This window comes from Vibrio sp. QJM3NY_27 (genome assembly GCF_057785955.1).
In genome coordinates this window covers 1,518,469-1,538,331 of sequence record NZ_CM173511.1, presented here as the reverse complement: position 1 = coordinate 1,538,331, position 19,863 = coordinate 1,518,469, and the positions used below count along the sequence as shown (strand labels likewise).

Here is a 19,863-nt window from a genome sequence, read left to right as displayed (position 1 = left end):
CGAGGCCTTCGTTTTTATTCAACACTGTAGTTTCGATGATTAATCTACATCATGCTTCTTTGCAGCGAATCAAATCACGACTGCTTAACAAGCTTTCCATTATCTTCTGCGCTATCTGATGTTTTAACGCTCGGTGTCTTCGCAGGTTTTACGATTAAGCCAATCCCGACTAAGAACAGCACCGATGCAACAACTTGGGCGACTGATAGTACTTCGTCATACATAAAGTAACCACTTATCAACGCGAATATTGGCACCAGCAAGGTTAACGGCGCGGTCGTGCTTAACGGGTATTGTATTAATAACTTATTCCACACCCAATAACCAAATAGCGTGGTTGGATAAGCCTGAAACAGCACCGCAATCGTCGTGTTCCAATCCCATTGTTCAATACCCTGCCAGATAATTTGGTCACCGTGTAACATCACGGCAAATAACACCAGTGGCACCGGAGCAAACAGCATCCCCCACACATTAAATGCAAAAGCCTGAGTGGTTTTAGATGCCTTAACAATCACGCCCATCAAGGTCCAGCTGCATGCCGCTATCATAATCAAGATGACACCATTGAGTGTCACGTTGCCTGTTGCTGCGGAAACCAACACCGCTAACGCACACATGGCTAGCATCGCACCCATAAACTTACGAACGGAAGCACTCTCCTTGAACACCCAGACGCCAACCGCCATGCCAATTAATACGTTGGTTGAAAGCAAGACCGATGAAAGCCCCGAAGACAAACCCGCAGTAATAGACCATGAAGCCATACCCCAAATTCCCACACCGAACACAAAGCCATAACTGACTAAGTAGCGCCAAGCGACATTAGGTCTCGCCACAAAAAATATCACCGGAATCACCGCTAGCGAAAAACGTGCTGCAGTGGCCAATAATGGATGAACGTTGGTCACACCCATTTTGATCATCGAGAAATTGAATCCCCAAATTGCCATAACGAATACCGCTAACAACAAATCATTTCTTTTCATACTCACCCCTCCTTTGTTTTGAATGAGTATCCCTTGAACAATAAAACCAGTACAGATACAATTTTAATAATAAAAACCAGTACAGTTAATAACGGTCGTGACAATGAGCATCTACAGAAAGCTAGCCAATCAATTTATCGATGAAATAGAAACAGGCAAAAGACCGGAAGGCGGACGTATGCCTTCGCTTCGTCAATTGGCCAAGCAACAGGCGATCAGCATGTCGACCGTGGTGAGCTGCTACCAAGAATTAGAATCACAAGGCTGGATCCATTCTCGACCGCAAGCGGGATATTTTGTTTCTCTTCATAAACCTGCTCACTCCACACCGGAATGGGCACAGTTTGAAAGTAAAGTGTCCAGCGTTAGGCAAACCTCATCGACTCACAACTCAATCAATGGACCTTTAGGGGTTTCGAGTACCGCCAATGATGAACAGTCGATCGTTGAACTGGAACGCAGTTTTCGCCGCGCTATTAGGCGTATGAGCAACAGGCTAAACCATTACCCAGATGCACAAGGTGAGCCAATGTTACGACAGGCATTATCCACTCACTTTGCCAAGCTCGATGTGCACTTTTCACCTGAAGAGATGGTGATTACGGCTGGCTGTATGTCTGCGATTAAGGCTGCTCTTGAGTCGTGTACCAAAGAAGGTGACACCATCGCTATTAACTCGCCATGTTTCAACGGTATTCTGGAGTTGCTTGGCAAGATGTCACGCCAGATCATTGAGATCCCGTCTTTGGATGATGGTGTCGACCTACAACAGTTGGAAACACATCTGAAAAACAAGCGTGTGGATGCCGCTATCTTCTGTACCTCACATATGAATCCTCAAGGGATCAATATGTCGGCCAGTCAAAAACAAAAACTGGCTGAATTGGCGAATCACTATCGAGTACCAATCATTGAAGACGATGTGTATCTAGAGCTCTCATATTCTTCACACACACCACTACCTGCAAAATACTATGACAAAGGTGGGTACGTGCTGTGGTGTGGTTCAGTATCGAAAAGCCTGTCGCCAAGTTATCGTTTAGGCTGGTGCTTGCCAGGAAGGTACATAGACGAGTACAAGGCTCAGTTTTCTGCTGCGAGTTATGGCGTTGCCCTGCCCACTCAGCTTGCGGTTGCTGACTTTATCGAATCAGGCCAATACGCTAAACACATTCGAAGAAGGTGTGCTCAAATCCTTTCATTACGCCAGCAATATCTAAGCTATTTGGCTCAGCATCTTCCTCAAGATGTGAAGATAAGTAACCCACAAGGTGGCATGGTGCTTTGGTTACAAATACCCAACTTGAACCAATCAACCTTTGCTCAGGCAGTTGCCGACCAGAACATTGATATCAGACTTGGACACCTGTTCAGCACTCTCGACCTTTACAGCAATTGCTTACGCATCAATATTGGTTACTCGTTAGAGGGGAAAGCCAAGCAACAATTAGACGACTTAATAGAACTGATTCACATTCATAGGTAATACGTGCTAATTCATAGGTAATACGTGCTAGTTAATAAACAAAGCTAGCACACCGTAGCTTTTCATAATCGACCTTTTCATAGCCATTCGAGCACCGAATTTTAATAGCCTTTTATCATAAAAAAGAAGGCTATTATTCCCATCTAAACTAGGTTAAAGCCCCGAACCGTAAGGAAATTCACTCGCCTCAAAACCCTTAAATACTGAGTTTGCAAGCACGCACAAAATTATGCAACTTGGCCAATGACACCTCACTTTTAATCGTCAATATACAACCGTCAGCGCTGGCGTTATCCTGTATTTGAAGAGAACTATTATGAGTGATAAAACCAAAAAAAAACCATTACCTTCCTTTATTGAAGAACGCTTGAACTTCTATATTCAAGACCTGATTACCCAGAACCAAAGTCAGAAACACTTGGTGTTGGGTAAACGTCCACCGTGCAACGCCGTTGTCATGCAGAGCAATGATTACCTAGCCCTGTCGCACAACAAGCAGATCCAACAAGCTCACCAAGCGGCGATCAGTGAAAACGATGACAACGTGGTGATGTCGGCCATTTTCCTACAAGATGAAGAGTCTAAACCTGCGTTTGAAACCGAACTCGCAAGCTATGTGGGTATGGAAAGTTGTTTGCTTTCTCAATCTGGCTGGGCGGCCAACATTGGGTTACTTCAAACTATCTGTCCGCCAGCTACGCCTGTGTATATCGACTTTTTTGCACACATGTCGCTGTGGGAAGGTATTCGCGCGGCTGGTGCAAAAGCCCATCCATTTATGCATAACAATATGAATCACCTGCGCAAACAGCTAGAGCGCCACGGCTCAGGCGTTATTGTGGTCGATTCGATTTACAGCACAATCGGCACCATCGCCCCACTACGCGACATCTACGAAATGGCGCAAGAGTTTGATTGTGCCGTTGTCGTTGATGAATCGCATTCACTGGGTACGCATGGAGAAAATGGTGCTGGCTTAGTTCACGCATTGGGCCTCACTAACCAAGTCGACTTTATTACCGTTAGCTTGGCTAAAACCTTTGCCTATCGTGCAGGTGCTATCCTTGGGCCAAAGCAGCTTTCAGAAACCTTACCTTTTGTCGCGTATCCAGCTATTTTCAGCTCGACCGTGTTACCACAAGAGGTGGTTCGTTTAGAGAAAACATTAGAGGTAATAAAAGGTTCAGAAGACAAACGAGAAGCCTTATTCAAAAGCGCTAAATCGCTTACTACTGGCCTCAAACGGATTGGTTTTAACATCCGCAGCGAGTCTCAAATCGTGGCACTAGAGTGTGGTAGTGAAACAAACACCGAGCGTGTTCGTGATTTCCTCGAAGAACGTGATGTATTCGGTGCGGTTTTCTGCCGCCCCGCGACGGGCAAGAACAAAAACATCATCCGCTTTTCGGTCAATGCCGACATGACACCAAGAGATATTGACCATGTGCTCACGGTTTGTCATGAAGCGTACAATCATCCGGAATTAGAGTTCGTGTGATTGTAAGGGCAATTCACACAACAGGATTCTTTGAAAGATAAGACCCCTTCCGATAATCAATATAAACGGCAAGACTGAATGGACGCTATCATGTCGCGATACAAAAAGAGCCCAGCGAATAGCTGAGCTCTATCTTGTGTCTTTGTTCGCTGACAAAATGGTCGTGTGCTTCAACCTATGGCATTCACTAAATCCAGTGAGCAATCTTATCGAACAGGCGGTTTTTATCTGCCGGTTTGACGATAAAATCTGACATGCCTGATGATTCCATTTTTTCCAATGTCACAGGAGAACTGTCACCCGTGTGAGCAATAATTGGCACTGAAGAGTATGCTTTGTTAGCGCTTCGAATTCGACGAGAAGCTTCAACACCGTCCATGATTGGCATCTCGATATCCATCAGAATTAAATCAATATCATCGCTGTCCAACGCGTCTAAGGCTTGTTGCCCATCTTCTTTCTGCACGACATCAAAACCCTGCTTTTCCAATAACATTGCGGTAAATCGGCGCAGAGATTCGTTATCATCGACCACCATAATCGTGCGCTTATTGGTAGCCTCTAACGGTTTTACAGAAACTGATGGCATCACATAGTTGGAGTCGAAAAGTAAGCGTTCGATGGTCGCCTTGGTATTCAGTAACCAAACTTGTGTTTCCACCCAAATAGGTTCAAAAGCAACGTTTCGGACACGTTTAATTGGGTGACGTTCATACAAATAGATGATTCGAGCTTCAGTGAATGAAAGTAAAGATTCAATTCTATCGAGGCAACTTGCTCTTAAATCCAAGCTCTCCATGTCAACGAATATCAAATCGAATTCGAACTGGTATTCCTTCTTTTTAAGCGCTGATGCTACATCCAACACCGTGAGATCAACCCCCATAAAACGTGCTACCTCAGTCATTTTATTGGTGAGAACTTTCTGGTCACTCACCATTAGCACAGTCTTAAGTTTAGTCAGTTCATTCTTGATTTCTTTCACCGAATGGGAAGACAAAGATGGAAAAGTCATCGTGAACTGTGTCCATTGGTCCACTTCAGACTGACATTTAATTTCACCACCAAACGAGCGCATTACCTTCTGACAAAATGGCAAACCTAAGCCGTAATTACCCGATTGGCCAGTAGTATAAAAGTCCTGGAAAATGCGCCGAATCACATCATTTGAGATGCCTGACCCGTTATCGGTAACCATTATTTGATTGGCCACTTCATCACTACACATGGTGACATGAATATGAAAATCTTCAGGGCTGCGATGGTGGAATGCGTTCTTGAACAAGTTATACATCACGTACTTCAACAGAGTGTCGCTACCCAAGAAATCAAAGTTACTCTGTACGTCTAAAGAGATTGCTGATTTATCGGCTGAACGCTTGTAGTTAAAGCTGTCTATCGCACCCTCAATCACCGCTTGAGCTGAATGCTTCTTGAAGGTAGATCGAGATACTCGGTTTTCATCAATTGAAGTCAGTAACAGGTCAATCGTCTCGTTACCTGAGTGAATGATCTCCATCGCTTCATCGCCCACTTCACGTAACTGTATGACTTCTTCGTTGCTTAAAGCATATTGCCCTTTGTGATCACCACTTTTAGGGTTCGGCAATATGGACTGCATAACATCAATAGAGGTCAACAAACCGCTCAGGGGGTTTCGCATCTCGTGCGCGATACCGGCTCCAAAAGATTTCGCCAACGACACCTTATTCTCGTGTTCCATCTGATTGCGGAAGTAGAACAAGTTACCAAATAAGTAGATAAACAAAAAGATTGGCACATGCGTCCAATCCATTGTGAGTTCTAGGTAGAAGCCTTGTGCAATCCAAGCGCACAAGATCGCCATCCCAATACCGGCAAAGGTTTGTGCAAACATCACTCTCGTCACGTGCACTAATAAAATATGGAGGAAAATGGCAGACATGAATGACATAACCCAAACATTGGACCAATTATTCATTAGTAACATGTAGAAGAAGAAAAACGGCAAGCAGAGGGTTACGGCGACTTGATAATAAACCGGAAGGTATTTTCGCCATTCAAATGGGACACTATTGCGATAGATAATGCCGAAAAACAACACTGAGCAAAACAAGCGCAGCATTAAGTTTTCATAAGGTTGAGGGAACAAGAACTCCCACACTATGTAGTAAATTGGGAAGCCGACAAAGCCCATCCAACCCACGAGAGTAAGGTTTGGTTCTGCGTACTGATAAACTTTACGAATAGCGTTCATACGAAATTCTTTATTCTCTAAGCCCTAACGTTTACTAATTCTATGGTTTGATTTTTATTCTTATATTTTGGCGTCGATTATATTACAAATCACCTCCGATCAGTGAGGTTTCAATCAAATATGTATCAACGCTTTTGTTTTAATTATGACTTAGATGAATGAAGTCTCAGTTTTATACTTTAATTCAGACACTAAACCTGAGTTCCTAAGGTTTGTCCGCTAGCGCTTACACCAATTACCCCTCTTACTTACCATTATGTCACTGTAACGCGATGCATCTTTCTTGGGGTATCGCCGTAATCAATCACCGCGTAATGCTGCGTTACCCTGTTATCCCAAATAGCCATTGCTCCCTTGTCCCATTTGAAACGAACTTGAAATTCAGGGCGGCGTGCAATTTCGAACAGTTGGTTAAGTAAAACATCACTCTCTTGTCGGTCGAGCTCATTGATATAACGAGTAAACTGTTCATTGATATAGAGCGTCTCTTTACCCGTTTCAGGGGGAACTTGAACAACCGAGTGAATCACTGGGGGATTTTCTTGAGCCGTTTTGATTAACGACTTATGCCAATCAAGCTCAATCTGATCCGACTCTATACCTTCAAAAGCCACCAGCGAATGAGTCGCCGATAAGCCCCTCAGTTTTGCTTTCATACTTTCATCTAATGAATCAAATACAGCGGTCATAGAGCACCAGATAGTGTCTCCACCGACGCTTGGAATATGTTGAGCATGCAACAAAGAAGCTTTAGATGGCAGGCTACGCCACGTTAAATCCGTATGCCAATAGCTTTCCATCGGAGCATTTCCACGAGTTGTTTCTATCACGCTCACCTGAGGTACATGTTCGACGCGAGGAAAAAACGGATGCGCCGGTTCGAGCACCCCAAATCGCTCTGCAATCATCAAATGCTGTTCGGGCGAAAGGGTTTGATCATCCAGAAAAATCACTTGATGGGTTACAAGCGCCTGGTAAACCTCGTCGAGTTCATTCGCACGGCATGTGGCGAGATCGACTCCATGGATACGAGCACCGATGTGAGGAGTAATGGGGTCTATTTTCAACATAAATTCGCTTATTGATGATGTGACATTTCAGAGTCAATTTAGATACTGACTAGTAAACCGGACAAATACGCCATTTCTTTCAATCCTACTCAACATAAAATGGCTTTACTTGGAAAACAAAAAAAGAGCCCCTAAGCTGGAGCTCTTTTCGTTTTTTGATACTTCCTGTATCCATAGACAAGTCCAATCTGTAGTACTTTCACCGAAAGCCAGATCATCGATATCTCCAGTTGTGTATCAACTTAAATCTAGCACACAATCTTCAAGCTTTTCTGAGACACAACCGAGAGAATGAACTTAGTGCCACTCCATCTCACCACTTAGCACTTTGGCACCCAGTTCTAGGTCGCCTTCTGTTGCCTTAAATTGTGGGTATGCTTTCTTCATGTAATCACTGATATCAACAGACGTTGGATTGCTTATACTTACCAGTGCCTTTTCAATATCTGCCACGTAATCCATCGTAAATTGAACGCCGTTAGCACCTGTTGGCATTTCACCTAAATAGTGACCCGGAATTACAACCTCTGGCTCAAGTGCTTTCAGGCGCTCTAATGATTGTGACCACTGGCTACGAATATCTTTTGATGCGGTATCTGCCATCCATACATGTACGCCACTATAAACCGACACACCACCAAACACTGTTTTCTCAGACGGCACCCACAGGTACGCTTGATGCGTGTTAATTTCTCTCACCTCGATGGTTTCACCTTCGAGGTTCAACGTGGTGTCATTAAGAACGGTTGGGACAATGACTTTAGATGGTGCGTTATCTTCTAAGATTGGCCCCCAGTACTCTAGCTTTGCATCTTTAGTACGCTTGATGTGAGTAACGATCGCTTCACTGGCAACGACCTCAACGTTTGGAAATGCCGCAACAATCGGTTCTAAGCCAAAGTAGAAATCTGGGTCGCCGCTGCTGATGTAAACCATCGACAACTCTTTGCCAGTCGCTTTGATTTGATCCACCAGCTTTTGCCCATCTGCGACGCTAAATTGCGCATCAAACAAAATCACTTCTTTTTCTCCAGCTACCAACACAGAGCTTGCGGGGAATATCGCGTTTTCACCCGGATTGTAATGAGTGATGTTTAGTTCAGCAGCAGAGACAACACTCGATGCTGCCAACATTGCTCCTAGGCTCATCGTTCCTAAAAGCGCGGTTCTCGATAGAAGGATTTTAGATAACTTTTTCATAGCTTTATTCCGTTATTAAGAGCTGAACGCCTGCCAACTCATTGAGTGTGCAAACATCTTATTTGATTGGATTTAGATAAAATAGACATCAAATTAACTTTCACTATTGCGATTTTCGGACATATACTAATTTTCCGGTAACTATTAGATTCGAAAATCGTTGGGTAATTAGAACCATGGATAAACTCGAGGCAATGAACGTCTTTGTCACCATCGTTGAACGTGGCAGTTTGAGTGCAGCAGCAGAGCACCTTGAGCTATCTCGAACCAAAGTCACTCGCTATTTGGGGGAACTCGAAAGCTGGATGGACACACGCTTGCTTCATAGAACCACTCGAAGCTTGAGCTTAACCAGTGCAGGGAAAGAAACACTAGAAGTCGCAAGAGAACTGCTTGCCCTTGAAGCGTCGTTAGCGGGTATTCGAAACCAAAGCCGCGAACACTTAAAAGGTCAACTGCGTATTACCGCAAGCTACTCTATTGTCGATAGCTTCTTGATGGACGTGATCGGTCGCTTCATCGCTAAATGGCCAGAGGTCTCAATTGATATCGTTTCTACTGATCAAACCGTAAACCTTGTTGAATCACGCATCGATTTGGCAATTCGCATTACCAACGAACTGACACCGAATATTGTCGCGAAGCAGCTAGGTGAATGTCGCTCGGTGATTTGCACATCTCCTCAATATCTAAAAGAGAAAGGTACGCCATCAAACGCACAAGATTTAGCGCACCACAACTGTCTGTCATTCAGTTACTTTGGTAAAACCGCGTGGACGTTTAATGGCCCTAATGGATTGGAATCTGTACCGATTAAAGGGAACATCAGTGCGAATACATCTGAAGTTCTGCTTTCTGCAACACTCAAAGGCAACGGTATCTGCTTACTGCCCTTTCCTTCGGTGGAAGGCTTAATTGAAAACGGGCTATTGGTTCCTCTTCTCTCTGAATGGAAACCGAAAACGCTGGACGTACACGCGGTTTATGGAACGCGCAAACAAATTACACCGTTGTTAAGAGCCTTTATCGATCACCTATCTAACGAGATGGAACAGTCTATGAGCTGGTAACGTGGCAACTCAACGTCCTCATAAATAACACGGCGACACAGTAGTAAGAATTGCATTAGGACTCAAAAATAAAGCCCACAGCAAGGTGTAATGCCGATCAGTTAAGAAATTTGTGAGATCATTTGACCGATCCTCAAAAGGCTTCAAAATCCGATATTAGGAAACTAATATCGGATTTTTTATGTCTTTAGAAAGCCAACTTGCGAATACTTTTCGATCATGTAACACCTTTCATCACTTTGATAGATATTCTGACATTCTTAGCCCAGACCTTATTCAGCAAGGCTTCGAACAAGCGGGGGTCGCAACGGTGAGAAGAAGGCGTTTACCTTTAGAGGCTGTACTTTGGTCCGTTGTAGGAATGAGTCTTTTTCGACAACAATCTGTTTGGGATATAGCTAATCAACTCGATATTGTCCTGCCAGACAAACAACGTTTTGTTGCCCCAAGCGCTGTTGTTCAGGCGAGACAGAGATTGGGCGAAGAAGGTGTTAAGCAAGTCTTTAAGAAGATGGCAGCGCATAGCTATCAATCGTCTAACTTCGAAACTTGGTGTGGACTAAACCTTCTATCCGTCGATGGTGTCGTTTGGAGAACGACAGATACACCTGAAAATCATCAAGAGTTTAAAGCACAGCGCAATCAATCAGCTGAAAATATTTACCCTAAGGTACGTATGGTTTGTCTGATGGAGCTTACGAGTCATCAGATAATCGATAGTGCATTCTCTGACTATCGAACCAACGAAATGCGCCTTGCAGAAGAACTCATTGAACAAACCCCCGATCATTCTCTGACTATTTTTGACAAAGGATATTACTCTCTAGGGCTACTTAATCGCTGGAATAAAGTAGGCCAAGAAAGACATTGGATGCTCCCTGTGAGAAAGGACTTTCAGTATGAAGTCGTTCATAAATATAGCCAGAGTGACGCTATCGTTGCTATAAAAACGACACCTCAAGCAAGAAAGAAATTCAGTGACCTCCCTGAGATAATAGAAGCACGGTTAGTGTCGAAAATTATCAAAGGAAAGAAATATCAGGTGCTTACATCAATGCGTGATGGGTTGCACTTTCCTGGTGAAGACATTGTAGAGCTCTATCGCTACCGTTGGGAAATCGAATTAGGTTATAGGGAAATGAAGCAAACCTTGCTTGATAGTGAGTATACATTGCGAAGTAAGCGCCCAGATATGGTCAAACAGGAGCTCTGGGGGATTTTGTTAGCCTATAACCTTATAAGGCAGGTTATGACAAAGGCAGCGAGCAAGTTAGATAGCGTCTGGCCGAATCAATTAAGCTTTACGAGTAGTGCCATGGCTGTGACTCAATACTTTGCAGCTTTACCTTTAACGAGTCCTGGGAAACTACCCAAACACTATGAAGTACTACTACAGCAAATATCGATGTTTATCCTACCACCTCGAAGAGAAGATAGAAGTTATCCTCGTTGGGTGAAACTGAAACCTAAGAAATATGCAACGAATAGAAAAAATGCCAGTCAGCTTAACTGACTGGCATTACACAGCAAGGTGGGCTTTAGCTATCAGTCTTTTGAACTGACTAAACTAGTGAGTAACTTGGCTTTCTTAAGCTGTGATTCAAACCTAAATTTAAAAGTTTGCTTGGAGCGTCAAACCACTGTAAGCCGAGTATGCATTCAACATAACGTGGTATCTGCCGCTTTGGGTGACATTCACCGTACAATTCTCGCTGTTGCCCGATCGGTAAGGTCGGCAGTCCCACGTACTAAGCGTTGGTTTATCTCCGAAACGTAGATACAGATCCGCGTCACCTGTGCCACCAATGGTCACCACTGTCAGCTGTTGGCCCTGTTCTAAGTCCATGTAGAAGTAGTCCTTTTGTCCTCGGCTGCCATTCAGTCCATTAACCGGCACGCCAGAGACTAGTTTTCCATCTGGATCCGGTCCAGGTGTTGGACCACCGCAATCCGGCTCACAACCACTATCTGCCAAGCTATATAGCAGTTTATTGGTGGTGCCTCTTGTGTCAGAAACCTTATTCTCCGAGGCTCTTGAGTTCAGTAACCCTGCAAGCTGAAGCGGAGTTAAGCCGTTGTTTTCTTGTAAGTACAAGGCTGCAACGCCGGCAACATGTGGCGTCGCCATGGAAGTTCCGCTAATCGTTTTATAGCCGCCATCATACCAAGCAGACTTAATTTGAGACCCAGGTGCGAATAGATCAACACAACTGCCCCAGTTCGAAAAGCTTGAGCGCGAATCAGAGCTGGTCGTTGAGCCAACCGTCACACCACTTGGTACGCGAGCTGGTGATGTATTACATGCATCGGCATTTGAGTTACCTGCCGCCAACATAAAGCTCACTCCAGATTGAATCGCGCCTTGCACCGCGCTATCTAATGCAGTGGATTGACCTCCACCTAAACTCATGTTGGCGACCGAAGGCCCTGATGCATTTTGTGCTACCCAATCCACACCAGATATCACTCCAGATGTGGTTCCTGAACCCGAACAGCTAAGTACTCTTACCCCAACAATATTGACGTTTTTAGCCACACCATACTGGCTGCCGCCAATCGTTCCTGCAACGTGGGTACCATGCCCATTACAGTCACTCGAATCAGCATCATTATCTACGAAATCATAGCCAGAAACCGAGCGCCCGCCGAATTCCTCATGGTTGTTATTAACTCCCGTATCAATCACGTATGCTGTGACGCCAGAGCCATCAAAATTGGCATTATAGTTTCGGTCCAAAGGAAGACTTCTCTGATCTATTCGGTCTAGCCCCCAAATCGCATTGCTTTGAACGACTTCATTTGAAACAACAGGATCGATACTGAGTATTTGGTCTTGTTCGATGTATTCCACCCGAGAATCACGTCTGAGTTGCTTTAATTGAAGTGCGTCTAGATTTGCCACAAAGCCAATAATGGAACTATCAAAAACATCGTCTGTTTTGATTGAAAACGAATTGGCCATCTGGCCTACTGTTTGTTGAGTGAACTGCTGTAATCCAGCCGCGTCATTCATTAGCATCTGCGGTTGTTTCAATACAATAATATAACGATCGGTGATCGCATCATCTGATGAAGCCAACATCAGTGGAGCAATAGGTTGTTGTAAGTTTTCAGTCGAATTTAAAGCCGAACCTTGAGCCAAACTTGATGCAGAATAAATACCAAATGTGGCTGCAATACAACAACTTAATACTTTCTTTAACATAGCTTGTTCCTTGATATTTTAGGTTTGTTGGTTGTTACCTACGACAAACACGAAAATGCAGACAGCTAGCGTTATACGCTCAATACGTGAAGCAACAGTGTTACAAATTCAACCTAAGACAATACCAATGAGGTTGCTTATTAATTTATATTCATCTCACTAGGAAATTCGAGTTGGGACAAATTATTTTGTAAAGCTTATGCAAGCGCAATTTATATAATTTGATCAAAAGCTCTAATTTCAATAAAAGTTGAATGCATGGATAAAAATGGTGTATGAAGCGGAATAATCCTCACTATTGATACATAACACACCAAAACGCTGCAAAAACCGGAAAATACAGAATTAAAATTACGGACGATTAGTCGTGCTTATAGTGAATAAATATTATTAATTGTACTCGCCGACAGCTTACCTCTATCTTGGCTCATTACCCACACCCTAAACAAACGCGATTAAGCAGGGAAAATGATGACCGCCATTACCGATTTAGACATTCTGTTGAAGTCCATGTCACCTGAGCTCATTGAAGGTGATTATGTTTTTTGTACAGTAGAGGGAGGACTAGCCGACTATGTCCATCTCAATCCGATGGCGACCTTTCGAGAAAGGGAAGGGTTAACTTTGGTGCTGACAGAAAAAGTGGCGACTCAAGCGCAGTTAAGTTTCGACGGTGTGTTTAGCATGATCACTTTATCAGTACACTCAAGCCTTGAAGCGGTTGGATTAACAGCGGCCTTTGCCACAAAGCTTGGCTCATACGGCATTAGCGCCAACGTGATTGCGAGCTTTTATCACGACCATATCTTCGTTCAAAAAGACAAAGCAGACGAAGCAATGAGCGCGCTTAGAGAGTTTTCAGAAGCCGAATAACTCGATCAATTTGCTCGTTCACGTATGAAGCTGACTAAAAGATTAGTTAGATGAGTGTGATAACTGATCGAACGATAATGAATGTATATCGTCAGGGGCGCTAATTGGTCATCTAAGTACTGTTCAACCAATGTGCCCCGCTCTATTTCCTCACGACAAAACTCTCTTGGTAAAGCAACAAAACCAAGCCCCCGGATCGCAGCGGCTTTCGCGATAAACCCACCATCGACATTAATATTTGACTTGATATCCAAGCCCTTCGAGTCGTCTTTTGTCCTGCTAAAGACCCAAGGGTTGCCGCCAAAAGCTTTATAGCTAGAGATACATGGCAACGCTCTTAACTCTTCAATTTTACTTGGTGAACCATGTTCCTCCAAACAAGTTGGAGAAGCAAAAACAGCACTCTCCCATTGGCATAAAGGACGAGAAACCCAATCCCTATCATCCAGCGATCCTCGCTCAAAGCTAATCACGATATCTGGGTCACTGTTGAGTGCGCTTTCGATGGACGTACTGTGTTCACAGAACAGAGATATATTGGGATAGTCGACCACAAAATCAGCAAGAACATCGCCAATGAACGGAACGTCTGGCGTGCTTAAGCGAATACTTCCTTTTACTGATTCAGTTGAAATGGTGAGGCTTTGCAACGTCTGACTCAGGCGACGGAGCGGCTCTCTTATCTCGTTATACAGAATCTCGCCCGCTGAGGTTGGCGTAACCTTGCGGGTAGTCCGATAAAACAGTTTATTGCCAATCTCATTTTCAAGTTGTTGAACATGACGACTTACCGTAGAGCTCGGAATTAACAAGCGCTCCGAAGCCTTGATGAAGCTGTTCTGTTCATACACACAAAGGAATGAGTTTAACCAAGCGTTATCGATCCTTTCCAATCTTATTATCCCAAAATCACCAACACTGAATCTCATATTAGCCTATTTATCAGGATTATCTATCGCGATAAGGTTCAAAAAAACGATGTGAGTTAAGAGTGATGAAAACTAAAAACCAGACAATCTTCAAGCGCGATGGGTATCAACTTAAAGCCGAACAACACGGCGAAGGACCAAACTTATTGATTATTGGTAGTGTTGATTACTACAAGCGAGTAATACCGAAAGCGCTACACGACTACTTTACCTGCTTATATCTAGACCATCGTGGCTTTGCTTTAACGGGAAAAGGTAATCAGACAATTAATTTGGATATTATCTCTGACGATATCGAAGCTATCTGCGAGAGTTTTAATATACGAAAAGCCAGTGTTCTTGGTCATTCCGGACATGCTTACATGGCTCTTCACTTCGCCAGTTCTACCAAGATTCGTATTGGGAAGGTTATGGTTGTTGGGGCACCACCAAGCTTATCTGAAGAGATGAAAGCCAATCAGTTTTCACACTGGGAAAGCCATGCGTCAGCTGAACGAAAGCGCCTATTTAAACAAAGTATTGAAAAGCTCGAACACGACATAAACAAAGAACCACATAAAAAGTTTGTCCATCTATGTAATCGATTAAGCCCTATGCGCTGGGCAGATCCTAGCTTTAATGAGCTTCCCCTTTGGGACCAAGTACACACCAATACAGCACTGCTTGACGCACTTTGGGGGGATATTTTTAGCAGTATAGATTTAACGACTCTACCTAAGGCTAATCAACTGGAGGTTATTGTTGCTATTGGCGAACTCGATTTCAGTATCGCACCTTTGAGCACTTGGCTGGATTTAGGAGGGGCGTTTAAATCATTAGAACTCATTGAGCTTGAAGGCGTGTCGCATACCCCAATGCTTGAATCGCCAGTCAGTTTTATTGAACTGATGTGCCATCATCTACTCGATTAATTCAGCGACTTATTTTGTCCCACCATCTAGCAATAGACACAAAAAAAGCGACGTAATCTACGTCGCTTTAGCTTATTGCTTACCGATTACTCACTGATCAGGCATCAGTGAATGAAACAGTTAAGCAAGCTTAAAAGTCGCCACTTTGTCGCTTAAGCCAGCGGCTTGACTCTTAAGTTCGTTCGACTCAGTTAAACTGTCCTGAGCACCCACAACTAAGTGGTCAGTGACATCTTTAATGGTCGTAATGTTCTGGGTAATTTCACCCGTCACGTGTGTTTGCTCTTCAGCAGCCGTCGCGATTTGAGTCGCCATGTCGCTGATCAAAGCAACTGCAGTATTGATCTCTTCAAGCGCATGCGAAGCTCGATCGGCATCTTCTACTGAATGTATCGCCAGTTTAGAACTGCTCTCCATCAGCTCAACGGCTTGGGTCGTCGTGCGCTGTAGGATATCAATGGTTGATTTTATCTCTTCCGTTGAAGAGTGGGTACGCTGCGAAAGCACACGTACTTCATCAGCAACCACAGCAAAGCCACGACCTTGTTCACCAGCACGGGCCGCTTCAATCGCCGCATTCAAAGCAAGCAAGTTGGTTTGCTCTGCAATGCCTTGGATTGTCGCTAATACTGTTGAGATCTCTTGAGCGTGCTTGTTAAGTTCGCTGATCACATTACCCGCTTCGTTCACTTCATTGGCCAAGTTATTAATCGAACCTTTAGTGTCGACTACCAGAGCGTGACCACTGTTAGTGCTTGTCGCTGAGTCTTGTGCCGCTTTTGCTGTTTGCTCGGCATGCGATGCAATCTCTTGAGTTGCACAGGCCATTTCCGTTACAGCCGTTGCCACCATTGTGATTTCTTGCTGTTGATGATTAAGCTCGTCCACAGAACGGTTCGCACGTTGAGTACTTTGCTCTGACTGGCTATTTAGCTGTTCTGACTGCCCACGGATATGGCCAATCAACTGCTGTAAGCTTCCAACAAAGGTATTGAAGTTATGAGCCAACTCGCCCACTTCATCTTGGTTTTCTACATGAATGCGTTGAGTCAAATCACCGCTACCATTCGCGATTTGCGCCAATGCTTGAGATACGTGGTTCAACGGACGGAATAGAATCGTACACAAAAGGTTAAACAGTATGGTACATACAATAACGACCAGCAGTGTCGCCAAAACTTGACCAATCACTGCATCAAATAACGGTGCAACCAGAGAGTCATGATTAACAACACTCACTGTAATCAGGCTCGTTCCGTCAATAGCACGTGCGTACAGAACATAGTCGCTGCCATTCAGTTCGATAGAAGTGTCTTTACCGCTAGTCAGAGCCTTTTGTACATCGGAGAAATTTAACCCAAGTGAACTGATATTCTTGTTCAGTAACTTAGTGTCAGGGTGCGTGTAAACCGTGCCTTTGTTGGTCGCGATGAACATGTAACCTTCACCTGGAAGAATCACCTGCTCTAGACTGTTTAAGATGTCGGTAATTTCAACATCCGCCCCCAACACAACCTGTTGCCCATGCAGTTGCATTGCTGTTCCTAATGAAACAACGTTCGCCCCAGTTGCTGCAGCAACCGTTGGGTTATCCATGAACACCTTACTTGGGTTCGCTACCGCATTGGTGTACCAACCCCATAAACGGGGATCATCATTACCCGGCGGCAGTACTACTCCGTTCGCATTCTTTTGCGAACCATCAGGAAATGCCAAGAAGACATTATCAAAAGAGGCTGAGTCACGAACCTGTTTTAGATGAGTCACCAAGCTGTCTTGCTTGGACTCTTTCGAAAGAGAAGTAAGCGCACGCTCTTTGGATAAGATCCAATCCGATACATATTGATTGTACGAAGCCGATGCGCCCTCTAAGCGCTGTTCAACTTCAATATCCAACCTTTGCAGTGAAGCACGAAAAGAAAGGGCCTCAACCAAAATCCCCCCCAGGATGATGGCCATACTAGCTGATATCGCTAGCTTATTTTTAAGCGAGAGTTTCTTGAACATAGGAAACCTATAATTTGGAAGTAAAAAACCGTGGCGAACAAATTGGTTGCCAAAGCGGTTTGCAAGCGGGATATATTTTACGCTTTAAAATAAATTAAGAAACCAGCTAACCGGTTGAATTATTCATATGTGTGAGTAAGAGCACGCATCGTAATCCATTGATTTAGAGAATGGCAAACTCTAAATTTTAAATTAGAGACGAGAATAAGTTCAACGGGTAGGCGTCATACTTTAGGACTGGTAAAGGCACAGATCACGCCATTTCTTACAACCTAAATAGCGTTACGAGTTTTGATCCATTAATCTAATCGTTCATTCTGTCGTCTGAGTTTTTCTATGTCCCGAAGCCAACGCCTCTTCGACCTGCTCCAATTATTGCGCTGTCATAAATACCCAATTTCCGCTGACTACTTGGCTAGTGAGCTCAATGTGAGTACTCGCACCATTTATCGCGATATCGTGACGCTGCAAGCACAAGGTGCTGAAATTGACGGTGAAGCAGGAGTTGGCTATCAGTTGAAACCGACCTTCACTCTCCCTCCGATGATGTTTTCAACGGAAGAATTGGAAGCATTAAGGCTTGGCGCTGAATGGGTAGCCAAGCAAGCCAATGGGGAATTCAGTGATTCGGCTAGAAATGCCATTGCCAAAATTTCTGCGGTGTTACCTGCTGACCATCAGATCAAACGCAGTGAAGACATTGTGCGTGTTGCTTCAATCATTGAAGTTGCAGAGTTAACCATCGAACTGTCAGATATCAAGCTAGCAATTAAGCAGCAGAGTAAAGCTGAGATTCATTACACAGACGCAAAAGCTAATGTGAGTTCAAGAATCGTTTGGCCAATGTTGATTGGCTTATTCGAACAGCACTACGTTTTGGTCGCTTGGTGTGAAACGCGAAATGCATATCGTAATTTCAGGCTCGATAGAATGGCTGAATGGAAAATCCTAGAAGAAAAGTATCAGCGCCCACGTCATGACTTGCTCAAAGATTGGCAGGACATAGAAGGCATTACAGATAAAGTGATTCACTACTGACAAAAACTGTCACAGGGGTTCGATACATTGCCGTGGTCCCAAATCGGGCTCAAGACAAAAGCTGAGTTAACTGAAACCAACACGGCAAATCCAATTGAACATTTCAGGAGCTATTATGTTTACCATCGATTCATTTGTTCTTTATGTCACTGACATTCACCGCAGCATGGGCTTTTATGCAAAAGCATTTGATTGCGAACCAAAGCTTCTATCACCGACCTTTGCTGTTCTAGACTTTGCAAACAACGTTAAAATAACACTCAAGCAGGCTGACGTTCTAACACCAGCAAGTAACATCAAGGGTGGCGGTACTGAGCTTTCTATGTCTCTTGCTGACAAAGAGACACTGGAAAACCTCTATAAAGCATGGAAAGAAAAAGGTATCCAGTTTGAGCAAGCGCCAGAAGAGTCCGTTTACGGCATTAACTTCCTCGCAGTTGACCCAGACAGCCACCGCATATTCGCTTAAATGAATAGAGCAAGCCGTATTTAAGCCGCTTGCTCATCTCATCTCATCTCATCTCATCTCATCTCATAAAAAGCTTACTAACCGAAATCTAGAGTCAGCAATAGTCGTGTCTCATTTGATGACGTAACTGGTGAACGGTGAACAAGGCCTCTATTCTCATTGCCACTCCAACGCTCCCCTTTTAATAACGCAACATCACCACTGGCCATTTGCTGAATGTTAGACTCATCACTGTACAGGCCAGAAACAGAATCAAGCTGTCCGTCACTTCCACGGCTAAGCTTAGAACGGTCGACCGATTCGTTTGGCAGCCATTGAGTCGCAACGCCGTGATAGGTTGTCACTAAGCGGCAAGGAACTTGGTCAAAATGAAAACGAGGACACATCGCTTGATTCAGAACCGCCAAACGGAGCCCTACTTCTTCAAGATCGAACAAACAACAGAACATATCCACCAGCTCTGTCATGTTTTCTAATAACGCTTTAGAAGCGGTTCCGTCGGTAGCAAACTCCAATTTATCGTAAGCGTTGTCTGGTGACAGGCCAATAGACTTACTGAAGCTAGGATTCGCGGCGATGAATTCACTAATTGCCATAGTTAAATCTTCATCAAACTGTCGCTGCCATACCGCTATATTAATATCGCTTTGGTAGATATCCGCTAATACCGTTGGCTGCTCAGAAGCGCTAAGTCCTGGATTATGATTCGCCTGATCCTTGATACTCACAACGGAACTAATGTTAAGTGGCTGATTACTATTCGTTATCAAAGGCTTGGTTAACACGGCATTCATTACGTCATCTCCTTGATGCTTGCTTATCATTTCTCTTTTAATACTGCAAACGTCGTTCACAGTAATAGCGACTTTTGGTTATGTTATA

At 44.0% G+C, this 19,863-nt stretch carries 16 protein-coding genes; 8 read left to right on the top strand and 8 right to left on the bottom strand.

What is annotated here, in order from left to right; translation table 11 throughout:
• Positions 1 to 74: 74 nt before the first annotated feature.
• The gene (locus AC3CIA_RS06920; RefSeq protein WP_428786727.1) at positions 75 to 989 is read right to left on the bottom strand and encodes an EamA family transporter; all 915 of its coding nucleotides are present in this window, start codon (positions 987 to 989) and stop codon (positions 75 to 77) included.
• A gap of 103 nt (positions 990 to 1,092) precedes the next feature.
• Here AC3CIA_RS06920 and AC3CIA_RS06915 point away from each other — a divergent pair, with 103 nt between their 5' ends.
• Together AC3CIA_RS06915 and cqsA are read left to right on the top strand one after the other, a co-directional pair.
• Entirely contained in the window at positions 1,093 to 2,475 is a 1,383-nt protein-coding gene (locus tag AC3CIA_RS06915) for an aminotransferase-like domain-containing protein (RefSeq protein WP_171312587.1), read from the top strand.
• A 316-nt stretch (positions 2,476 to 2,791) separates the two neighbouring features.
• Entirely contained in the window at positions 2,792 to 3,973 is a 1,182-nt protein-coding gene (gene cqsA, locus AC3CIA_RS06910; RefSeq protein ID WP_237290575.1) for an alpha-hydroxyketone-type quorum-sensing autoinducer synthase, read from the top strand.
• A gap of 187 nt (positions 3,974 to 4,160) precedes the next feature.
• Here cqsA and AC3CIA_RS06905 read toward each other — a convergent pair whose 3' ends face one another.
• The 3 genes from AC3CIA_RS06905 to AC3CIA_RS06895 form a co-directional block, all read right to left on the bottom strand.
• Positions 4,161 to 6,209 (bottom strand): ATP-binding response regulator, encoded by a 2,049-nt coding sequence (locus AC3CIA_RS06905; RefSeq protein ID WP_488518758.1) that lies wholly within the window; start codon positions 6,207 to 6,209, stop codon positions 4,161 to 4,163.
• A 254-nt stretch (positions 6,210 to 6,463) separates the two neighbouring features.
• Positions 6,464 to 7,279, bottom strand: coding sequence for a TauD/TfdA dioxygenase family protein (locus tag AC3CIA_RS06900; RefSeq protein WP_488518757.1), 816 nt, complete (start codon positions 7,277 to 7,279; stop codon positions 6,464 to 6,466).
• Between the two features lie 297 nt (positions 7,280 to 7,576).
• On the bottom strand, positions 7,577 to 8,479 hold the full coding sequence (locus AC3CIA_RS06895) for a Vmh family MBL fold metallo-hydrolase (RefSeq protein ID WP_488518756.1): 903 nt from the start codon (positions 8,477 to 8,479) through the stop codon (positions 7,577 to 7,579).
• Positions 8,480 to 8,655: 176 nt separating this feature from the next.
• On the opposite strand from AC3CIA_RS06895, the gene AC3CIA_RS06890 reads away from it, so the two are divergent.
• Entirely contained in the window at positions 8,656 to 9,549 is an 894-nt protein-coding gene (locus AC3CIA_RS06890; RefSeq protein WP_488518755.1) for a LysR family transcriptional regulator, read from the top strand.
• A 181-nt stretch (positions 9,550 to 9,730) separates the two neighbouring features.
• On the top strand, positions 9,731 to 11,062 hold the full coding sequence (locus AC3CIA_RS06885; protein ID WP_488518170.1) for an IS4 family transposase: 1,332 nt from the start codon (positions 9,731 to 9,733) through the stop codon (positions 11,060 to 11,062).
• 99 nt (positions 11,063 to 11,161) lie between these two features.
• On the opposite strand, the gene AC3CIA_RS06880 is transcribed toward AC3CIA_RS06885, so the two are convergent.
• Positions 11,162 to 12,754: a S8 family peptidase gene (locus tag AC3CIA_RS06880; protein WP_488518754.1), complete on the bottom strand. Its 1,593-nt coding sequence runs from the start codon at positions 12,752 to 12,754 to the stop codon at positions 11,162 to 11,164.
• 471 nt (positions 12,755 to 13,225) lie between these two features.
• Between AC3CIA_RS06880 and AC3CIA_RS06875 the strand changes: the two genes are divergently transcribed.
• Positions 13,226 to 13,627 (top strand): ACT domain-containing protein, encoded by a 402-nt coding sequence (locus AC3CIA_RS06875; protein WP_488518882.1) that lies wholly within the window; start codon positions 13,226 to 13,228, stop codon positions 13,625 to 13,627.
• A 5-nt stretch (positions 13,628 to 13,632) separates the two neighbouring features.
• Here the strand turns inward: AC3CIA_RS06875 and AC3CIA_RS06870 are convergent, their stop codons facing one another.
• The gene (locus AC3CIA_RS06870) at positions 13,633 to 14,478 is read right to left on the bottom strand and encodes a LysR family transcriptional regulator (protein ID WP_488518881.1); all 846 of its coding nucleotides are present in this window, start codon (positions 14,476 to 14,478) and stop codon (positions 13,633 to 13,635) included.
• Positions 14,479 to 14,621: 143 nt separating this feature from the next.
• On the opposite strand from AC3CIA_RS06870, the gene AC3CIA_RS06865 reads away from it, so the two are divergent.
• On the top strand, positions 14,622 to 15,467 hold the full coding sequence (locus tag AC3CIA_RS06865; protein WP_488518753.1) for an alpha/beta fold hydrolase: 846 nt from the start codon (positions 14,622 to 14,624) through the stop codon (positions 15,465 to 15,467).
• Between the two features lie 120 nt (positions 15,468 to 15,587).
• On the opposite strand, the gene AC3CIA_RS06860 is transcribed toward AC3CIA_RS06865, so the two are convergent.
• Entirely contained in the window at positions 15,588 to 17,474 is a 1,887-nt protein-coding gene (locus AC3CIA_RS06860; RefSeq protein WP_428783476.1) for a methyl-accepting chemotaxis protein, read from the bottom strand.
• A gap of 336 nt (positions 17,475 to 17,810) precedes the next feature.
• Between AC3CIA_RS06860 and AC3CIA_RS06855 the strand changes: the two genes are divergently transcribed.
• Entirely contained in the window at positions 17,811 to 18,512 is a 702-nt protein-coding gene (locus AC3CIA_RS06855; RefSeq protein ID WP_488518752.1) for a helix-turn-helix transcriptional regulator, read from the top strand.
• Between the two features lie 115 nt (positions 18,513 to 18,627).
• Positions 18,628 to 18,981: a VOC family protein gene (locus AC3CIA_RS06850; RefSeq protein WP_488518751.1), complete on the top strand. Its 354-nt coding sequence runs from the start codon at positions 18,628 to 18,630 to the stop codon at positions 18,979 to 18,981.
• Between the two features lie 77 nt (positions 18,982 to 19,058).
• Here the strand turns inward: AC3CIA_RS06850 and AC3CIA_RS06845 are convergent, their stop codons facing one another.
• On the bottom strand, positions 19,059 to 19,775 hold the full coding sequence (locus AC3CIA_RS06845; protein ID WP_488518750.1) for a DUF1826 domain-containing protein: 717 nt from the start codon (positions 19,773 to 19,775) through the stop codon (positions 19,059 to 19,061).
• Positions 19,776 to 19,863: the final 88 nt, after the last annotated feature.

Bases quoted from the DNA above. Each gene is read 5' to 3' on its own strand.
- AC3CIA_RS06920 (WP_428786727.1), bottom strand. From the start codon at position 989: ATGAAAAGAAATGATTTGTTGTTAGCGGTATTCGTTATGGCAATTTGG.
- AC3CIA_RS06845 (WP_488518750.1), bottom strand. From the start codon at position 19,775: ATGAATGCCGTGTTAACCAAGCCTTTGATAACGAATAGTAATCAGCCA.
- AC3CIA_RS06890 (WP_488518755.1), top strand. From the start codon at position 8,656: ATGGATAAACTCGAGGCAATGAACGTCTTTGTCACCATCGTTGAACGT.
- AC3CIA_RS06905 (WP_488518758.1), bottom strand. From the start codon at position 6,209: ATGAACGCTATTCGTAAAGTTTATCAGTACGCAGAACCAAACCTTACT.
- AC3CIA_RS06865 (WP_488518753.1), top strand. From the start codon at position 14,622: ATGAAAACTAAAAACCAGACAATCTTCAAGCGCGATGGGTATCAACTT.
- AC3CIA_RS06895 (WP_488518756.1), bottom strand. From the start codon at position 8,479: ATGAAAAAGTTATCTAAAATCCTTCTATCGAGAACCGCGCTTTTAGGA.
- AC3CIA_RS06850 (WP_488518751.1), top strand. From the start codon at position 18,628: ATGTTTACCATCGATTCATTTGTTCTTTATGTCACTGACATTCACCGC.
- AC3CIA_RS06880 (WP_488518754.1), bottom strand. From the start codon at position 12,754: ATGTTAAAGAAAGTATTAAGTTGTTGTATTGCAGCCACATTTGGTATT.
- AC3CIA_RS06855 (WP_488518752.1), top strand. From the start codon at position 17,811: ATGTCCCGAAGCCAACGCCTCTTCGACCTGCTCCAATTATTGCGCTGT.
- AC3CIA_RS06885 (WP_488518170.1), top strand. From the start codon at position 9,731: ATGTCTTTAGAAAGCCAACTTGCGAATACTTTTCGATCATGTAACACC.
- AC3CIA_RS06900 (WP_488518757.1), bottom strand. From the start codon at position 7,279: ATGTTGAAAATAGACCCCATTACTCCTCACATCGGTGCTCGTATCCAT.
- AC3CIA_RS06860 (WP_428783476.1), bottom strand. From the start codon at position 17,474: ATGTTCAAGAAACTCTCGCTTAAAAATAAGCTAGCGATATCAGCTAGT.
- AC3CIA_RS06915 (WP_171312587.1), top strand. From the start codon at position 1,093: ATGAGCATCTACAGAAAGCTAGCCAATCAATTTATCGATGAAATAGAA.
- AC3CIA_RS06875 (WP_488518882.1), top strand. From the start codon at position 13,226: ATGACCGCCATTACCGATTTAGACATTCTGTTGAAGTCCATGTCACCT.
- cqsA (WP_237290575.1), top strand. From the start codon at position 2,792: ATGAGTGATAAAACCAAAAAAAAACCATTACCTTCCTTTATTGAAGAA.